This window comes from Flavobacteriaceae bacterium GSB9, from assembly GCA_022749295.1.
GTDB lineage: Bacteria > Bacteroidota > Bacteroidia > Flavobacteriales > Flavobacteriaceae > Flavisericum.
Genome location: CP062007.1, coordinates 1,703,704 through 1,722,544, shown reverse-complemented (window position 1 = coordinate 1,722,544; position 18,841 = coordinate 1,703,704). Strand labels below are relative to the sequence as shown.

Sequence of the window (18,841 nt, the reverse complement as noted above, 5' to 3'; positions counted from 1 at the left end):
AATCAGTAAAATTTGGAGCATCAATTGCAACATATCAAATTAAAAAATTACACGACCGAAAACGGTGTGCTTGTTCCTGAAATCAAGCTCAGCTACCAAGTATTCGGTCAAAATTTGGGTACGGCACCTTTAATTTTGGTGAATCATGCGCTTACTGGAAACAGTAATGTGGCTGGTGAAGACGGCTGGTGGAAAGATTTAATTGGCCCCGGAAAAGTTATCGACACAAAGCTTTATACCATTTTGGCATTCAACATTCCCGGGAACGGTTACGATGGTTTTGTCATTACAAACTACAAAGATTTTGTAGCTAGAGATGTAGCCAATATGTTTTTAATTGGGTTGAAAGAATTGCAGGTTGATAAGGTGTTTGCCACTATTGGAGGTTCTTTAGGAGGCGGTATTGCTTGGGAAATGGCTGTGAACAAGCCCGATTTTACAGAGCATTTAATTACCGTAGCCACCGATTGGAAATCTACCGATTGGCTAATTGCCAACTGCCAAATTCAGGAACAGTTCCTTTTGAATTCCAAAAATCCGGTACACGATGCGCGCATGCATGCTATGTTGTGTTACCGAACGCCAGAATCGTTTAAAGAACGTTTTAAGCGCTCCAAGAATGAGGATTTGGAAATTTTTAATGTTGAAAGCTGGTTGCTTCACCACGGAAAAAAATTGCAAGAGCGTTTTCAGCTTTCAGCCTATAAATTGATGAACCAATTGCTAAAAACCATCGACGTAACCAAAGGACGTTCTGATGATTTTAATGTGCTGGACAACATAAAGGCAAACATCCATATTATTGGTGTGGATTCCGATTTGTTTTTTACGGCCGAAGAAAACCGCGAAACGCATAAACAGTTAGCGTTAACAAATCCAAATGTAACGTATAACGAGATACACTCGGTGCATGGACACGATGCTTTTTTAATGGAGTACGAGCAATTGGAAAAAATAATTGAAGGCATTTTTGTGCCAGATTCTAAAAGAAAAAGAATGAAAGTATTAAAATTTGGGGGTAAATCGTTGGCCAACGGCAAAGGTTTGGAAACGGTACTTTCAATTATAGAAGATAAGGTAAGTGCAGGTGAGCGTATTAGTGTCGTAGTTTCGGCCAGGGGCTCGGCTACAGATGATTTAGAATCCATTTTAAACAAAGCCCTAAAAGGAAAACCTTATCAAGAGGCCTTGGAAGCGTTTAAGGCATACCAAGCAGAACCTTCAGAAACTATCGATTTTTCGGAAGAGTTTTCTGTGCTCGATAAACTTTTTGAGGGGGTTAGCCTGTTGCGCGACTACAGTAAAAAAACCAAAGACAATATTTTAGCTCAAGGGGAATTGTTGTCGGTCAAGCTTATAGCCAATTTATTGAACGAACATGGCGTTAAGGCAAAGGCTACAGATGCCCGAGAGTTGATAAAAACAGACGAATCCTTTGGTAATGCACAACCGCTCTCAAAGTTATCAAAAGAAAATACTGAGGCGTATTTTAAAGCCAATAGAGATGTGGTAAATGTGGTTACAGGGTTTATTGCTTCAAATTTAAAAAACGAGACTACCACGTTGGGAAGAAATGGTAGCAATTACACAGCGGCACTATTGGCCAATTTTTTAGATGCCGAAGAATTACAAAATTACACTCACGTTAATGGTATTTATACAGCCGATCCTAGTTTAGTTGCCGATGCGCAGCAAATACGTGAGCTTTCGTATGGTGAGGCTAACGAATTGGCTAATTTTGGTACGTCGGTATTGCATGCCAAAACCATTATTCCGTTGGTTGAAAAAAATATTAACCTTCGTATTTTAAATACCTTTAATCCTGATGATGAGGGTACGCTAATTACAGCAAAGCCGAGTACAAAGGAAGTAACTTCATTATCGGTTTTAGATGATGTGGCACTGTTGAATTTGGAAGGCCGCGGACTTTTAGGCAAGAGCGGTGTTGATGCCCGAATTTTTGGAGCGCTAGGTAACCATGGCATAAGTGTAAGCATTGTATCGCAAGGGTCGTCAGAACGAGGAATTGGCCTTATAATAGACGCTAACCAAGCGACGCAAGCGGTTATTGCATTGGAGCGTGAATTTGAAAGCGATTTTTATTCGCAAGACGTTAATAAAATTGATGTGGTTGACGATGTTTCAGTGATTTCCATTGTGGGCATTGAGTTGAGTTCGTTCCACAAACCATTCAATGCATTGATTAAAAACCAAATTACGCCGTTGCTTTTCAATAATACCGTAACAGGTAAAAACGTAAGTTTGGTGGTGAAAAAGTCCCAGCTTCATAAGGCAGTTAACGTTATTCATGGTGAGGTTTTTGGGATTTCCAAAAAGATTAATATTGCCATTTTTGGCCACGGAGGTGTAGGAGGGGCCTTAATCAATCAAATTTTAAAATCTAAAGAAGATATAGAAAACCGAAGGGGCATAAACCTTAATGTTTTTGCTATTGCAAACTCCAAACAAGTACTTTTGAATAAAAACGGAGCGACTAAAACTTGGAAAACCGATATTGCCAAAGTGGATAGTGATTTGTCAATAGACGATATCATCACATTTGCAAAAAACCATCACTTAGAAAATTTAATAGCAGTTGATAATACGGCAAGTTCAACATTTTATAACAACTATGTGCCTTTAGTTGAAGCCGGTTTTGATTTGGTGTCGTCAAACAAAGTGGCCAATACCATTTCGCACGATTTTTACAGAGATTTGCGACTCCAACTAAAAGAGCACAATAAACAGTATCTTTACGAAACAACTGTTGGTGCAGGTTTGCCGTTAATTGATACTATTAAGTTACTGCACGAATCGGGCGAAAATATAACCAGAATTCGTGGGGTGTTTTCCGGGACATTAAGTTATTTGTTCAATAATTTTTCGGTACAAGACAAACCATTCAGCGTAATTATACAGGAAACGATTAATAAAGGCTTTACCGAGCCTGATCCACGTGAAGATTTTTCTGGAAACGATGTGGCGAGGAAGCTATTAATTCTTGCTAGGGAGTTGGATTTACAAAATGAATTTGAAGATGTTACGGTTCAAAATTTAATACCTGAAGCCTACCAAAACATTTCCGTTGAAGAGTTTTTAAGTCAGCTTAATGTGTTGGATGCGCAGTATCAGCAAATAAAACAAGATCAAAAACCTGGACATGTGTTGCGTTACGTTGGTGATTTAAGTGGAGACCTTTCAAAAGACAAAGGAACTTTAGAAGTAAAATTGGTGTCCATTCCCGAAGATAGTACTTTGGGCCACGTAAAAGGCAGCGATGCTATTTTTGAAATTTTTACTGAAAGTTACGGCGAACAGCCCATTGTTATTCAAGGCGCCGGAGCAGGAGCCGAAGTTACGGCCAGAGGTGTTTTTGGCGATATATTAAGGTTGTCGAAACATATAAATTAGAAAAAGAACTTCTCAAATTTATTTTGAGATTTTCTTAGGAATTGTCATTCCTGCGAAGGCGGGAATCTACGTTAAAATAAAGCCACAAACACACAAATATTTACAAAGATTAATTTGTGATTCCTGTAGCAATCGGAACGTGGTAAAAAAAGAATAAAATGAAAGTGAACAAAAAGAATTTTGAAACAGAAGCTATACGCACCCAATCTGAAACTACACAGTTTTCAGAACATTCCGTACCGTTATATTTAACATCGGGGTTTGTTTTTGAAGATGCCGAAGAGATGAGAGCCTCTTTTGCAGAAGAAAAACAGCGCGATTTATATAGCCGCTATAGTAACCCCAATGTTAACGAATTCATAGATAAAGTGTGCGCCATGGAAGGTGCTGAAGCTGGTTTTGCTTTCGCAAGCGGCATGGCAGCCGTGTTTTCAACATTTGCAACCTTATTGGATGCCGGAGACCATGTGGTGTCGTGCAGTTCGGTTTTTGGAGCAACCCATGGTTTGTTTACCAAGTATTTTCCAAAGTGGGATATTGAGTGCTCCTATTTTAGTGTGGCCGAAGTAGATACTGTTGAAGATTTAATTCAGCCCAATACCAAGTTCATATATGCCGAAACTCCAACAAACCCTGGAGTTGATGTGTTAGATTTAGAATTTTTAAGTGCTATTTGTAAAAAACACAATATATTGTTGGTGATAGACAATTGTTTTGCGACTCCATATTTGCAAAACCCTATTAAACACGGTGCCGATTTGGTAATTCACTCGGCCACAAAATTAATGGACGGACAAGGGCGTGTTCTTGGAGGCGTTACCGTGGGCAAAAAAGAGTTAATACGTGAAATATATCTGTTCTCTAGGCTCACAGGGCCTGCTATGAGTGCTTTTAATGCTTGGGTGTTATCGAAATCTTTAGAAACTCTCGCCGTAAGAGTTGAAAAACATTGTGAGAATGCTTTGAAAATTGCCACCTATTTGGAAGCGCATCCTAAGGTAAAGTGGGTTAAATACCCATTTTTAAAATCCCACCCTAAGCACGAAGTGGCCAAAAAGCAGATGCGTTTGGGTGGTAATATTGTAGCTTTTGAGGTAGAAGGTGGTTTAGAAGGCGGAAAAACGTTTTTAGATAGCTTAAAAATGTGTTCGCTATCGGCAAATTTGGGCGATACCCGAACTATTGTGACCCATCCGGCCAGTACCACACATGCTAAAGTGGAACCCGTAGTAAAGGCCGCAGCTGGTATTACCGATGGTATGGCTCGTGTTTCAGTAGGACTAGAACATGTAGATGATATTATTGCCGATTTGGAGCAAGCACTAAATTAAGTATCTTAGCCAAATGCTATCTAAAAAAACCAAATACGGCCTCAAGGCACTTACTTATATTGCCAGGCGAGTAGAAGATAAACCTGTACAGGTTAGTGAAATTGCTAAAAGTGAGAGTATACCTCAAAAATTTTTAGAAAGTATTTTACTCACGTTAAGGAAATCGGGAGTGTTAGGCTCTAAAAAAGGAAAACACGGTGGCTATTATCTGCGTAAAGAGCCATCAGAGATTTTAATGACTGAAATCATGCGCGTACTTGAAGGTCCCATTGCCATGGTACCTTGCGTAAGTCTGAATTACTATGAAAAATGCGATGACTGTCCGGATGAGAATGAATGCAGTGTTCATAGATTAATGATACAAGTGCGGGATAGCACACTTAACGTGTTCAGAAATACAACGTTAGCGGATTTGTCAAAGAAAAATGGCTGAAGATTTCATAATAAAATTGGTTTTTATTTTTGATTTTATTCAGTTTAACCACAAAAAACACCATTATTCTAAAAAGTTGTCGTTACAATTTGTCATCCAAAAAAAAGTATTACTTTTGTAATTCCTATTAAATTGATAGGATTAATATAATTCAACAGCAAATGATTGGACAAATGTTAATAAAAGATAAAGAAAAGTCAACTTATAAAGCAGATGCTTCAAGCGAAAAACCAATAAGAAGTGTTGTTAAATCGCTAAGCTGGAGAACTGTTGGTACTTTAGATACCATTTTAATATCTTGGGTTATTACAGGAAAGTTAGATTTGGCATTCTCAATTGGAGGGGTTGAATTAATAACAAAAATGGTATTGTACTTTTTCCATGAGCGTATTTGGAATTCGATTAAATGGGGGAAATAAAAAGCAAAAATTAAGATGTTTACAGAAATTCAAATAAAAGAATTAAATGAAGCGTATAAAGACGCTTCGCCGGCCGAAATCATAAAAAAGGCTTTTGAGCTTAATGATGAAGCGGTTGTTACGACTAACTTTAGACCCTACGAAGCGGCAATATTACATGCCGTAAGTTCGGTTGAAGCTAAAATACCGGTAGTTTGGTGCGATACGGGTTACAATACCCCACAAACGTACAAGCATGCTGAGCAAGTGATTAAGGATTTGGATTTAAACATTTTTTTGTATGTGCCAAAACAAACTGCTGCTCACCGCGACGTGGTAATGGGTATTCCATCAATAGATGCACCCGAACACGCTTTGTTTACAGAGCAGGTAAAGTTAGAGCCATTTAAAAGAGCCATGGAAGAGCACAAACCAAAAATATGGTTTACAAATTTGCGCCAAGGGCAAACGGCTTTTAGAAACAGTATCGGTATTTTTAGTTTAAGTAAAGATGGCGTTTTAAAAGTGAGTCCGTTTTATTATTGGTCTGACGAAAAATTAGATGGTTATTTAAAAGACAACAAATTGCCAAACGAATTTAAATATTTTGATCCAACTAAAGCATTAGAAAATAGAGAGTGTGGTTTGCACGCTTAAAAATAAGATTATGAAGAAAGATACATCACATATCAACTCGCTAGAAAACGAAGCGATTTACATTATGAGAGAAGTGGCAGCACAGTTTGAAAAACCTGTACTGTTATTTTCAGGAGGAAAAGATTCAATCACTTTGGTAAGATTGGCGGTTAAGGCCTTCTACCCTGCAAAAGTGCCGTTTCCTTTAATGCACATCGATACGGGGCACAACTTCCCTGAAACCATTGAGTTTAGAGATCGTTTGGTTAAAGAATTGGGCTTGGAACTTATTGTAAGAAATGTTCAAGACTCTATTGATCAAGGAAAGGTTAAAGAAGAATCTGGTCGTTATGCGAGTAGAAACCAATTGCAAACTACGACGCTTTTAGATGCTATTGAAGAGTTTAAGTTCGATGCTTGTATTGGTGGTGCACGTCGTGATGAGGAAAAAGCAAGGGCGAAAGAACGTATTTTCTCGGTACGTGACGATTTTGGTCAGTGGGATGAAAAGAACCAACGTCCAGAGTTATTTGATATGCTGAATGGAGATATTGAGCACGGACAAAATGTACGTGTATTTCCAATTTCCAACTGGACAGAATTGGATGTTTGGTCGTATATCGAGAAAGAAAACATCGAAATTCCATCCATTTATTTTGCGCATAAACGCAAGGTGTTTTTAAGAGATGGTATGATATGGTCGGCTGATGACGAAGTCGTTTACAGAGACGAACACGAAGAAGTGATTGAAGAAATGGTGCGTTTCCGTACCGTTGGTGATATGAGCTGTACCGCAGCCGTATTGTCTGAAGCTTCAACCATCTCAAAAGTTGTTGAAGAGATTAGAGACTCAACAATTTCTGAGCGTGGAGCGCGAATTGACGATAAGCGTTCCGAAGCCGCCATGGAGAAACGTAAACAACAAGGGTACTTTTAAAATTTGCAAAGCAAATTTTGCCTTTAGCTTTTGGCAATTAGCCCTAAGCAAATAATAAAAATGAATTTTAAATAGGTGAAGGCAATTAGCCTATAGCTAAAAGCCAAGAACCAACAGCCAAATAAAAAATGGAAGTATTAAAAATTGCAACAGCAGGAAGTGTAGATGACGGGAAAAGTACGTTGATTGGGCGTATTCTTTACGATACAAAATCATTGACCACCGATAAATTGGAAGCTATTGAAAAAACCAGCAAACAACGTGGATACGATTACTTAGATTTTTCACTGGCCACAGATGGGTTGGTTGCCGAAAGAGAACAAGGTATTACAATTGATGTAGCGCATATCTATTTTTCAACAGCAAAGAAAAGTTATATTATAGCCGATACTCCCGGTCACGTAGAATATACTCGAAACATGGTAACCGGAGCTTCAACATCGCAAGCATCAATCATTTTAATCGATGCCCGTAAAGGGGTGATTGAGCAAACCAACCGCCACTTTTTTATCAATAATTTATTGAGAATTAAAGATGTGGTTGTTGCCATAAATAAAATGGATTTGGTAGATTATTCCGAAGAGGTTTACAATAAAATTAAAGCCGATTTTGAAGAATTGATGAGCAAACGCGATTACCAAGACCAAAAAATAACATTTATTCCAGTTAGTGCCTTAAAAGGGGATAACGTGGTGCATAAATCAGAAAAAATGCCTTGGTACAAAGGCGAAGCCCTTTTAGAGCATTTAGAGCAATTGGATAAAGCCGATATTTTTAACGTTGGTACCCCACGTTTTCCGGTTCAGTATGTTATTCGTCCCAAAACCGAAGATTTCCACGATTTTAGAGGTTATGCAGGAAAAGTATATGGTGGAAATTTAAGTGTGGGCGACGATATTATTGTATTGCCTTCAAAAACACGTTCAAAAATAAAAGATATTTATTTCTACGATGAGAAATACGAAACAGCGTCGCGTCGTTCGTCGGTAACCATCACTTTAGAAAACGATATAAATGTGAGCCGTGGCGATATGATTGTTAAAGAAGGCGATTTGCCAACGATCGATAAGCAATTTACAGCCAATGTATGCTGGATGGATTCCGACCACTTAACGACTGGCGGAAAGTATATTGTTCAGCACGGTGTAAATAAAGTGTTAGCAAAAGTTGACAGAATCAACCATAAAATCAATCCAGATTATTCTGGTTTTGAAAAAGGGGTGACTAGTTTAGGTGTTAACGATATCGCTTCGGTAACATTTAAGTTAAACAAACCTATTTTTTACGACCAATTTAAAAACCACAGAACCAATGGATCGTTTATTTTAATAGATCCACAAACCAACCATACTGTTGGGGCAGGATTCATTCAATAAAAAAAGAAAATGCAAAGTTTTAGAACAGAAATAGAAAATCCAGTTGTTGAAAAAGATATTATTGAATTAGCTAATAAAATCGAATTGTTCAACAATGGAAAAATTGACGAAGAAAAATTTAGAAGTCTGCGTTTAGCCCGTGGGGTTTACGGTCAGCGTCAAGAGGGCGTGCAAATGATTCGTATAAAACTACCTTACGGAAAAGTTAAGAGTAACCAGTTACGAAGAATTTCGGATGTTTCTGATGAGTATTCTCGTGGCCGTTTACATATTACTACACGTCAAGATATTCAAATTCACTATGTTGATTTGAACAGAACACCTGAACTATGGGCAGAATTAGAGCGCGACGATGTTACTTTAAGAGAAGCCTGTGGTAATACGGTAAGAAATGTTACAGCAAGCGAAACAGCTGGTATCGACGTAAACGAACCGTTTGATGTATCGCCGTATGCTGATGCTCTTTTCAAGTTTTTCTTAAGAAACCCTATTTGTCAAGAAATGGGACGTAAGTTCAAAGTGTCATTTTCATCTTCAGATGAAGATACTGGACTTTCATATATGCATGATTTAGGCTTTATTGCAAAAGTTAAAGATGGAGTTCGCGGTTTTAAAGTGATGATTGGTGGCGGATTAGGTTCACAACCCCGTGAGGCTGATGTACTTTTTGATTTTGTTGAAACTGACAAGATTATTCCAATCATGGAAGGCGTTTTAAGAATTTTTGATCGTCATGGTGAGCGTAAAAGCCGCGCTAAAGCCCGTATGAAGTTCTTAATCAAAGATATCGGCCTTGAGGCTTTTAAAGAATTAGTTGAAGCAGAGCAGGATGCGATTGCACAAAAATCGGTTGAAATTGATGCTGATGCTTACGTGGCTTCAAAACCTGTTGAGGTTAAAGAAATCCCTCAGGTTAATTTAAAAGACGAACAAGCGTTTGAAACATGGAAGTCAACCAACTTAATTCCTCAAAAACAAGAGGGGTATGTAGCCATCGGAATTAAAGTGCTTTTAGGTGATTTTTATACCGATAAAGCGAGATTGTTGGCCGATTTAGTTGAAAAATATGCGGCAGGTGAAATCCGCTTGTCTTTGCGCCAAAACATCGTAATTCCTTTTGTGAAAGAAGAATTGGTGCCGTTTTTCTACACCGAGTTGGAAAAATTAGGTTTCGTTGAGGCGGGATACAATAAAGCGGTAGATATTACAGCTTGCCCGGGAACTGATACTTGTAACTTAGGTATTGCCAGTAGTACAGGTATTGCCGATGAGTTAGAGCGCGTTATAAAAGCTGAATATCCGCAATATTTAAACAATGAAGATTTAGTTATAAAAATTAGTGGTTGTATGAATGCCTGCGGACAACACAACATGGCTAATATTGGTTTCCAAGGGATGTCTGTTCGTACGCCAGATAAATTGGTTGCACCTGCCTTACAAGTGCTTTTAGGTGGTGGAAATTTAGGAGATGGCAATGGCGTTTTTGCTGATAAAGTCGTGAAGGTGCCAAGTAAAAGAGGCCCAGAAGCCTTGCGAAGAATCTTGAATGATTTTGAAGCTAATGCCGGAGAAAAGAAATTCGTGGAGTATTATAAAGAAACGGGTGACCGTTATTTCTACGATTTGTTGAACGACCTTCAGGATGTAAGTAACTTAACCCCGGATGATTTTATAGACTGGGGTAACGAAGAAGAATATGTAAAAGAAATTGGTATTGGTGAGTGTGCCGGTGTGGTTATCGATCTAATTGCTACTTTGTTTTTAGAAAGTGAAGAAAAAATTGAAAATGCCAAAGAAGCCTTGGGTAACAAAGTATATTCGTATGCTATTTACCACGCTTACAGTTCTTTGGTTAATTCTGCAAAAGCATTATTATTGGCCGAAAATAAAAAGACCAATACACAAGCAGGTATCATAAAAGACTTTGATACGCTGTTTGTTGAAGGTGGTAAAATCGAGCTTGGTGGTTCATTTTCAGAATTGATTTACCAAATCAATAAAAATGCGCCAACACAAGAGTTTGCTGAGAAATATATTGAAGACGCCAACAAATTTTTAGAAAAAGTAAAAGCTTTTAGGGAAGCAGAAACTTTAGAGAAAAAAGCGGTTTAAAATAAAACAATGATTTTAAAAACCCCAAAATTAACGATTGTAGGTGCTGGTCCTGGCGACGAAGATTTAATAACCCTTAAAGCTATTAAGGCTATTGAATCGGCAAACGTCATCCTGTATGATGCCCTTATTAACGAAGCGCTGCTGAAATATGCCTCGGAAGATGCTGAGCTTATTTTCGTGGGCAAACGCAAGGGGTGTTATGCATTTCAACAAGAACAAATCAATGAATTGATTGTTTCGAAAGCCAAAGAAAAAGGACATGTTGTACGATTAAAAGGCGGCGACCCATTTATTTTTGGCCGTGGAGCGGAAGAAATCGATTATGTTCGTGCGTTTGGTTTAGAAACCTTTGTAGTGCCCGGCATATCGTCATCGGTGGCCGTACCTGCTTACCAAGGTATTCCCTTAACAAAACGTGGAGCTTCCGAAAGTTTTTGGGTCATTACGGGTACCACAAAAAAACACCAAATTTCGGATGATGTGGCTTTAGCAGCCAAGTCTACCGCTACGGTTGTTGTTTTAATGGGTATGGGCAAGCTTGGTGAAATAGTTCGCATTTTTTCAGCAGAAAACAAACAAGATGCGCCCATAGCTATTATCCAAAACGGGACAAGAGACAACGAAAAAGTGGGCATTGGTACCATAAGTACCATTCAAAATATTGTTGCTGAAAAACAGTTGTCGTCACCGGCCATTATTGTTATTGGTGAAGTAGTTAAAGAGCGAGCGGTTTTAAGTTCTATCTGTACAGAAGTAATAAAAAAATAGGTTGTGGAAAGAAATAATTTATATCCTATTTTTTTAAAAGCGAAAAGCTTAAACGTTCTTATTGTTGGTGGTGGTTTTGTGGCCGAAGAAAAGTTAACTTTTCTTTTAAAATCGAGCCCTGATGCTTGTGTAACAATGGTATCGCCAATGTTTCGCGAAGGCACTGTGGAATTAGCCAAAAAGGGTAACGTAACCTTGATTGAAAGCAAATACAAAAAAAAGTATTTAAAAGGTAAACACATTGTGGTGGCCACAACTGATAAGCCAAAAGTTAATGTTAAAGTGCACAAGCATTGCCGCAAAAAAAGCATTTTGGTAAATGTGGCCGATAACCCGCCATATTGCGATTTTTACATGGGCGGAATCGTAACCAAAGGAAACGTAAAAATAGCAATTTCAACCAATGGAAAATCGCCTACAACAGCAAAACGTTTGCGCCAGTTTTTTGAGGATGTTATACCAGAAAATGTAGATGATTTGGTAAAGAACTTAAACGAATATAGAAAAACGATAAAAGGAGATTTCGAAGAAAAAGTGGAAACACTTAACGAATTCACTAAAGGATTAATTGAAAAAAAAGAGTAAAACAGTCATAAAATGATTAAAACAGATATACTTATCATAGGAGCAGGACCAACAGGGTTATTTACGGTTTTTGAAGCTGGGTTGTTAAAGCTTAAATGCCACTTAATTGATGCATTGCCACAACCAGGTGGCCAGTGTTCTGAGATTTACCCTAAAAAGCCAATTTACGATATTCCAGGGTTTCCAGAAATTTTAGCTGGCGATTTAACCAGAAATTTATTGGAACAAGGCAAGCAGTTCGAGCCTGGATTTACTTTGGGTGAACGTGCCGAAACTATCGAAAAGCAAGACGATGGTACTTTTATCGTTACTACAAACAAAGGGACAAAACACCATGCGCCGGTAGTAGCTATTGCTGGTGGATTGGGGTCGTTCGAACCTAGAAAACCAGCCATTGATGGTATAGCGGATTATGAAGATAACGGTGTGGAATACATCATTAAAGATCCAGAATTTTACCGCGATAAAAAAGTAGTGATTTCTGGAGGAGGTGATTCAGCGTTAGATTGGAGTATCTTTTTAACCGATGTGGCTTCAGAAGTAACCTTAATCCACAGGAGAAACGAGTTTAGAGGTGCTTTGGATTCGGTTGAAAAAGTAAGAGAGCTTACCCAAGAAGGTAAAATTAATTTGGTAACGCCTGCCGAAGTAAAAGAATTGCATGGCGACGGTAAAATTGAAGCGGTAACCTATGTAAGAGACGGTGAGGCTACTAAAATTGAAACCGATCACTTTGTGCCGTTGTTTGGTTTATCACCAAAATTAGGTCCAATTGGAAATTGGGGCTTAGAGATAGAAAAAAATGCTATTAAAGTGGACAATACTTTAAACTATCAAACCAATATTCCGGGCGTTTTTGCTATTGGTGATGTTAATACCTATCCAGAAAAATTAAAATTGATTCTTTGTGGATTCCACGAAGCGACTTTAATGTGCCAAGCAGCTTATAGAATCATCAACCCAGGTAAAAAATATGTATTGAAATATACAACTGTTAGTGGAATTGATGGTTTTGACGGATCGCGAAAAGAAGCACCAAAAGCGGTAGTGCAAGCAATAAACTAAAATAAACCAAATAAGAGGTTAAAAAAATCCCGCAAGGTTTCATTAACCTTGTGGGATTTAATATTTTTGAATGGTTTTCAACAGTAAAACTGTTTTATAAAAAAACCGACAAACATAAAAAGAGCATGAAAAGTTACAATGTTTGCTTAAAGGATACCGTAAAATCGTTTACAAAAAAAATATTTTATTCGTTGTTCGATTGCGAACATGAAGAGGCCAATAGCCAATATTTGGAAGATACGTTTTTGAAGATACTTTCTAATCTAGAAATAGAAAACGGGGCAGCTATTTGGGAAAAGTTTAAAACTGAACTACCCTCAATTCGAAAGAAATTAGACGCTGATGCGATAGCCTTCGAAAAGAATGACCCCGCTTCCCATAGTTTGGCCGAAATTTATATGGCTTACCCTGGGTTTTATGCGATTTCAATTTACAGATTGAGTCATGCGCTACATAAATTGGGCATTTATATTTTGCCAAGAATGATGAGTGAGTTTATTCACGGCATAACCGGAATTGACATTCACCCGGGAGCTACTATTGGCGAATCGTTTTATATCGATCACGGAACGGGAATTGTAATTGGTGAAACCTCAATTATTGGTAAAAACGTAAAAATATATCAAGGGGTAACTTTAGGAGGTATTTCGGTCGCGAAAAGTTTAGCGTCAACAAAGCGTCACCCTACCATCGAAGACAATGTGTGCATTTACGCCAACGCCACTATTTTAGGTGGCGATATTGTTATTGGGAAAAATAGCATCATAGGAGCCAATGTTTGGATAACGGAATCGGTACCCGAAAATTCATTGGTAACCTACCAAACAGAAATAAAAATCAGACCTAAAAAGAATGGCATACGAGAATAGTATTATTGGTCAAATTGGCAACACGCCGTTAGTGGAAGCCACACATCTTATTAAAAAAAAAGGAGTACGTTTGTTTTTAAAGTTGGAAGGCAATAACCCTGGAGGAAGTGTAAAAGATCGTCCGGCGTTTAATATGATAAACGAAGCTTTGAAACGTGGCGATATAAAAAAGGGAGGAACTTTAGTTGAAGCTACTAGTGGCAATACGGGTATTGCATTAGCGTTTATTGCAAAATTATTAGGGTTGAACATGATACTAATAATGCCCGAAAACTCTACTGAAGAACGCGTAAAGACCATGCGGGCATATGGCGCCGAGGTCATTTTAACACCAGCCGATGTAGGTATAGAAGGTTCGCGCGATTTGGCTTTTAAATTACGGGACGAAAAAGGATATACTTTACTCAACCAATTTGAGAATGATGACAATTGGAAAGCCCATTATAAAACTACAGGCCCAGAAATTTGGAGAGATACCAAAGGCGAAGTCACGCATTTTGTATCAGCTATGGGTACTACAGGAACGATTATGGGCGTTTCAAGCTATTTAAAGGAGCAAAATAAAGATATTACTATTGTTGGTGCGCAACCCGATGACGATTCTAGAATTCCTGGTATCAGAAAATGGCCTGAAGAATACATACCTAAGTTTTTTGATAGAAGTAAAGTTGATGAGGTTATCGAAGTTACGGAAGCTGATGCCAAGAAGACAACGGTTAAATTAGCCAAGGAAGAAGGTGTGTTTGCCGGAATGAGTAGCGGTGGTTCTGTATTTTGTGCATTGCAAGTTGCCGAAAAAATAGATAAAGGGGTTATTGTTGCAATAATTTGTGATCGCGGCGATAGGTATTTGTCATCTACCTTATTTGAGTAGAGAAGAGAGTGTTCAATAAAATAGGAAAACAAAAATATAGTCACTATTTTTGCGTTTCAAATTAAAGAACAAAGAGTTCATTCATATAGTAGTGTTATCAAGAAAGGTAGAGGGATTAGACCCGGTGAAACCTTGGCAACCCTTTAACTCGTAAAGAAGGTGCTACGTTCTACCGCTTGTCCTGAATTTTGTTCAGGTGTTTTGCGGACAGATAACGAATAGTATTTTTACTTTTCTTGATGATATTATATGCTTAAAATAATATCAAAAATGTCAAACATCAAAGAAGCTTTAAAAGAACGAATTTTAGTTTTAGATGGTGCTATGGGTACCATGTTACAAGCCTATAAGTTTACTGAAGACGATTTTCGAGGCGAGCGTTTTAAAGATTTTCCTGTGCCGTTACAGGGCAATAACGATTTGTTGTCAATAACGCAGCCAGAAGCCATAAAAACCATTCACGCCAAGTATTTTGAAGCAGGTGCTGATATTGTTGAAACCAATACCTTTTCTGGAACAACCATTGCAATGGCTGATTACCAGATGGAAGATTTGGTTTATGAACTGAATTATCAATCGGCAAAAATAGCAAAAGAAATTGCTGAGGAATTTACGGCAAAAGAACCAAACAAACCGCGTTTTGTTGCGGGATCAATAGGACCAACCAACCGTACCGCAAGCATGTCCCCCGATGTTAATGACCCAGGTTATAGAGCGGTAACATTTGATGAGTTGCGAGTGGCTTACAAACAACAGGTAGAAGCCTTGGTTGACGGAGGTATAGATTTATTGTTGGTTGAAACCGTTTTTGATACCTTAAATGCAAAAGCAGCCCTGTTTGCCATCGAGCAGGTTAAGGAAGAGCGAAATATGGATATTCCAATTATGTTGAGTGGGACCATAACCGATGCATCTGGAAGAACACTTTCAGGGCAAACAGCAGAAGCTTTTTTAATTTCGGTATCGCATATCCCGTTGCTATCTATAGGTTTTAACTGTGCCTTGGGAGCCAATTTATTGCAGCCTCACTTAGAGGCCATTGCCAATAAAACTGACTTTGCCATCTCGGCACACCCTAATGCAGGGTTACCAAATGCATTTGGAGAATACGATGAAACTCCAGAAGAAATGGGTGAGCAAATAGAAGAATACTTAAAGAAAAACTTAATCAATATTATAGGTGGATGTTGTGGTACTTCACCAGAACATATAAAAGTCATTGCAAAAATAGCAGCAAAATATAAGCCACGTCAGTATGCTGAACTTATTTCGGCATCTCAATAGAATGGAAGAAAGGTAATGAAAGTGAAACAAACAAAATATATGAAATTGTCTGGTTTAGAACCTTTGGTCTTAAACGAAAACAGCAATTTTATCAATGTAGGAGAACGAACTAATGTAGCGGGGTCGCGAAAATTTCTTCGGTTGATCAAAGAAGAAAAGTTCGACGAAGCCCTTGATATCGCTCGTCACCAAGTGGATGGTGGTGCCCAGATTGTAGATGTGAATTTTGACGACGGACTCATAGATGGTAAAGCCGCTATGGTGAAGTTTTTAAATCTCATTGCTGCTGAGCCCGATATTTGTCGGGTGCCAATAATGATTGATAGCTCTAAATGGGAAATTATTGAAGCGGGGCTACAAGTAGTGCAAGGAAAATGTGTTGTAAATTCCATTTCACTCAAAGAAGGCGAAGAAAAATTCATATGGGAAGCCAAGCAGATTTTACGCTACGGTGCTGCTGTTATCGTTATGGCCTTCGATGAGGTAGGACAAGCCGATAATTATGAGCGCCGTATTGAAATAGCCAAACGCTCCTATGATATTTTGGTGAATAAAGTTGGTTTTCCTTCCGAAGATATTATTTTCGATTTAAACGTCTTCCCCGTGGCCACGGGCATGGAAGAGCACCGAAAAAATGCGATTGATTTTATTGAGGCTACCCGTTGGGTTCGTGAAAACTTGCCCAATGTAAGCGTAAGTGGCGGGGTTAGTAACGTCTCGTTTTCGTTCCGTGGAAACAATATTGTGCGTGAGGCGATGCACTCGGTATTTTTATATTATGCTATTCAAGCAGGGATGAATATGGGTATTGTGAACCCGGCCATGCTAGAGGTTTATGACGATATTCCAAAAGATTTGCTCGAATATATCGAGGATGTAATCTTAGATAGACGGGACGATGCTACCGAACGTTTACTGGAGTTTGCTGAAACCATTAAAGGTACAAAAGCCGAAAAAACGGTGGATTTGTCTTGGCGAGAAAATCCGCTACAAGACCGAATTACCCACGCTTTGGTAAAAGGTGTTGATGCCTATATTATTGAAGATGTGGAGCAGGCTAGGCAAGAGGCAGATAAGCCCATTGAGGTCATTGAAGGCCACTTGATGATAGGTATGGATGTGGTTGGTGATTTGTTTGGTGCCGGGAAAATGTTTTTACCGCAGGTAGTAAAATCGGCTCGTGTTATGAAAAAAGCCGTAGCCTATCTTAACCCCTTTATTGAGGCCGAGAAATCCGATAAATCAGAGCCCGTTGGTAAAATTTTAATGGCCACTGTAAAGGGCGATGTACACGATATAGGTAAAAATATTGTTAGTGTGGTGTTGGCCTGTAACAATTACGAAATTGTTGATTTGGGCGTTATGGTACCACCCGAAAAAATTATTGAAACAGCCATAAAAGAGCGTGTTGATGCTATTGGGCTTTCGGGGTTGATTACGCCTTCTTTAGATGAAATGGTGTACCTCGCTAAAGAGATGCAACGTCAAAAATTTGAATTGCCATTGCTTATTGGTGGAGCAACAACCTCAAAAGCACACACGGCTGTAAAAATTGATACCCAATACAAAAATGCGGTGGTGCATGTAAACGACGCCTCTAGAGCCGTAACCGTTGTGGGTGATTTGCTGAACAAGAAAACATCGCACGAATATGTGGCGAAATTGAAAAAGGATTATGACGAATTCCGAACTAAGTTTTTAAAACGAGGAAAGGAAAAATCATATATTTCAATTGAAGAAGCCCGAAAAAGAAAATATAAAATTGATTGGGAATCCACTGAAATAGTAAAACCCAACGAAATGGGCGTACAAGTGCTTAAGCAATTGAGTTTAAAGGAGCTGTTGCCGTTTATTGATTGGAGTCCGTTTTTTAGAAGTTGGGATTTGCACGGTAAATTTCCTGATATTTTAAAAGATAAGGTGGTTGGCGAGCAAGCGACGCTTATGTACAATGAGGCCCAAGTAATGATAGAAGACATTATAGCTAAACAATCCTTAAAACCTAAAGCTGTTTTTGGTTTGTTTGAGGCGAATTCTATAAATGATGATGATATTTTAGTCAAGAAAAAAGGCAAGGAAATTGCTGTTTTTAGAACTTTACGTCAGCAATTAAGCAAGCGAGAGGGGATACCAAATCATGCTTTGGCCGATTTTATAGCACCAGAGGACACAGAAAAAACGGATTATGTAGGAGCATTTTGCGTGGGTATTTTTGGAGCACAAGAATTGGCAGATAGTTACAAGGAAAGGCATGACGATTACAATGCCATTATGGCTCAAGCCATAGCCGACAGGTTTGCTGAAGCTTTTGCTGAATATTTACACCAACAAATACGAACCAAACATTGGGGGTATGCTGCAAATGAAGATTTGAGTAATGTCGAATTAATAAAAGAAAGCTATAAAGGTATTCGTCCGGCGCCAGGATACCCAGCGTGTCCAGACCATTTGGAAAAAGAAACCATTTGGGAGCTGTTGGAGGTAGAAAAACTAATAGGTGTTAAACTAACGGAAAGTTTAGCGATGTGGCCAGCAGCAGCGGTTTCGGGATATTATTTTGCTAATGCTGAAGCCAAATATTTTGGATTGGGTAAAATTACCGATGACCAAGTGACCGATTATGCTACCAGAAAAGGCATAAAAAAAGAGGTGGCCAGAAAATGGTTGCACGCCAATATCGCTGATTAAAGGTGTTATACTGAACTCCTATGCTGAGCGCAGTTGAAGTGTGTTTCAGCATTGTATAACAGTGGTGAGTG

The 18,841-nt window shown here is 38.6% G+C and carries 15 protein-coding genes and 1 riboswitch; all 15 genes read left to right on the top strand.

From position 1 onward, the window contains the following. The first annotated feature begins 12 nt into the window (after positions 1 to 12). On the top strand, positions 13 to 3,411 hold the full coding sequence (thrA, locus tag GSB9_01486; protein UKM64928.1) for a bifunctional aspartate kinase/homoserine dehydrogenase I: 3,399 nt from the start codon (positions 13 to 15) through the stop codon (positions 3,409 to 3,411). 158 nt (positions 3,412 to 3,569) lie between these two features. After that, positions 3,570 to 4,742 carry an aminotransferase class I/II-fold pyridoxal phosphate-dependent enzyme gene (locus tag GSB9_01485; protein UKM64927.1) on the top strand — a complete coding sequence of 391 codons (1,173 nt, stop codon included), beginning with the start codon at positions 3,570 to 3,572 and terminating at the stop codon, positions 4,740 to 4,742. Between the two features lie 13 nt (positions 4,743 to 4,755). Next, positions 4,756 to 5,175, top strand: a complete 420-nt coding sequence (locus GSB9_01484; GenBank protein ID UKM64926.1) for an Rrf2 family transcriptional regulator — start codon at positions 4,756 to 4,758, stop codon at positions 5,173 to 5,175. A 161-nt stretch (positions 5,176 to 5,336) separates the two neighbouring features. Then, positions 5,337 to 5,594 carry a DUF2061 domain-containing protein gene (locus GSB9_01483; protein UKM64925.1) on the top strand — a complete coding sequence of 86 codons (258 nt, stop codon included), beginning with the start codon at positions 5,337 to 5,339 and terminating at the stop codon, positions 5,592 to 5,594. Between the two features lie 15 nt (positions 5,595 to 5,609). Further along, complete coding sequence (locus GSB9_01482) at positions 5,610 to 6,230, top strand: phosphoadenosine phosphosulfate reductase family protein (GenBank protein ID UKM64924.1); 621 nt, start codon at positions 5,610 to 5,612, stop codon at positions 6,228 to 6,230. A gap of 10 nt (positions 6,231 to 6,240) precedes the next feature. Continuing rightward, entirely contained in the window at positions 6,241 to 7,146 is a 906-nt protein-coding gene (cysD, locus tag GSB9_01481; GenBank protein UKM64923.1) for a sulfate adenylyltransferase subunit CysD, read from the top strand. 128 nt (positions 7,147 to 7,274) lie between these two features. Further along, positions 7,275 to 8,522, top strand: coding sequence for a GTP-binding protein (locus GSB9_01480; protein ID UKM64922.1), 1,248 nt, complete (start codon positions 7,275 to 7,277; stop codon positions 8,520 to 8,522). A 9-nt stretch (positions 8,523 to 8,531) separates the two neighbouring features. Then, entirely contained in the window at positions 8,532 to 10,634 is a 2,103-nt protein-coding gene (locus GSB9_01479) for a HEPN domain-containing protein (protein UKM64921.1), read from the top strand. A gap of 9 nt (positions 10,635 to 10,643) precedes the next feature. Next, positions 10,644 to 11,405 (top strand): uroporphyrinogen-III C-methyltransferase, encoded by a 762-nt coding sequence (gene cobA / locus GSB9_01478; GenBank protein UKM64920.1) that lies wholly within the window; start codon positions 10,644 to 10,646, stop codon positions 11,403 to 11,405. A gap of 3 nt (positions 11,406 to 11,408) precedes the next feature. Next, on the top strand, positions 11,409 to 11,990 hold the full coding sequence (locus GSB9_01477; protein UKM64919.1) for a bifunctional precorrin-2 dehydrogenase/sirohydrochlorin ferrochelatase: 582 nt from the start codon (positions 11,409 to 11,411) through the stop codon (positions 11,988 to 11,990). A 12-nt stretch (positions 11,991 to 12,002) separates the two neighbouring features. Next, positions 12,003 to 13,055 carry an NAD(P)/FAD-dependent oxidoreductase gene (locus tag GSB9_01476; GenBank protein ID UKM64918.1) on the top strand — a complete coding sequence of 351 codons (1,053 nt, stop codon included), beginning with the start codon at positions 12,003 to 12,005 and terminating at the stop codon, positions 13,053 to 13,055. A 125-nt stretch (positions 13,056 to 13,180) separates the two neighbouring features. Further along, a complete protein-coding gene (locus GSB9_01475) occupies positions 13,181 to 13,924 on the top strand; it encodes a serine O-acetyltransferase (GenBank protein ID UKM64917.1) in 744 nt (247 codons plus the stop codon). Continuing rightward, entirely contained in the window at positions 13,908 to 14,798 is an 891-nt protein-coding gene (gene cysM, locus GSB9_01474; protein UKM64916.1) for a cysteine synthase CysM, read from the top strand. The genes GSB9_01475 and cysM overlap by 17 nt, the downstream gene beginning before the upstream one ends. A 91-nt stretch (positions 14,799 to 14,889) precedes the next feature. Further along, positions 14,890 to 15,016, top strand: a riboswitch (SAM riboswitch). Positions 15,017 to 15,068: 52 nt separating this feature from the next. After that, positions 15,069 to 16,082 carry a homocysteine S-methyltransferase family protein gene (locus GSB9_01473; GenBank protein ID UKM64915.1) on the top strand — a complete coding sequence of 338 codons (1,014 nt, stop codon included), beginning with the start codon at positions 15,069 to 15,071 and terminating at the stop codon, positions 16,080 to 16,082. Between the two features lie 15 nt (positions 16,083 to 16,097). After that, on the top strand, positions 16,098 to 18,770 hold the full coding sequence (gene metH / locus GSB9_01472) for a methionine synthase (GenBank protein ID UKM64914.1): 2,673 nt from the start codon (positions 16,098 to 16,100) through the stop codon (positions 18,768 to 18,770). Positions 18,771 to 18,841 lie beyond the last annotated feature (71 nt).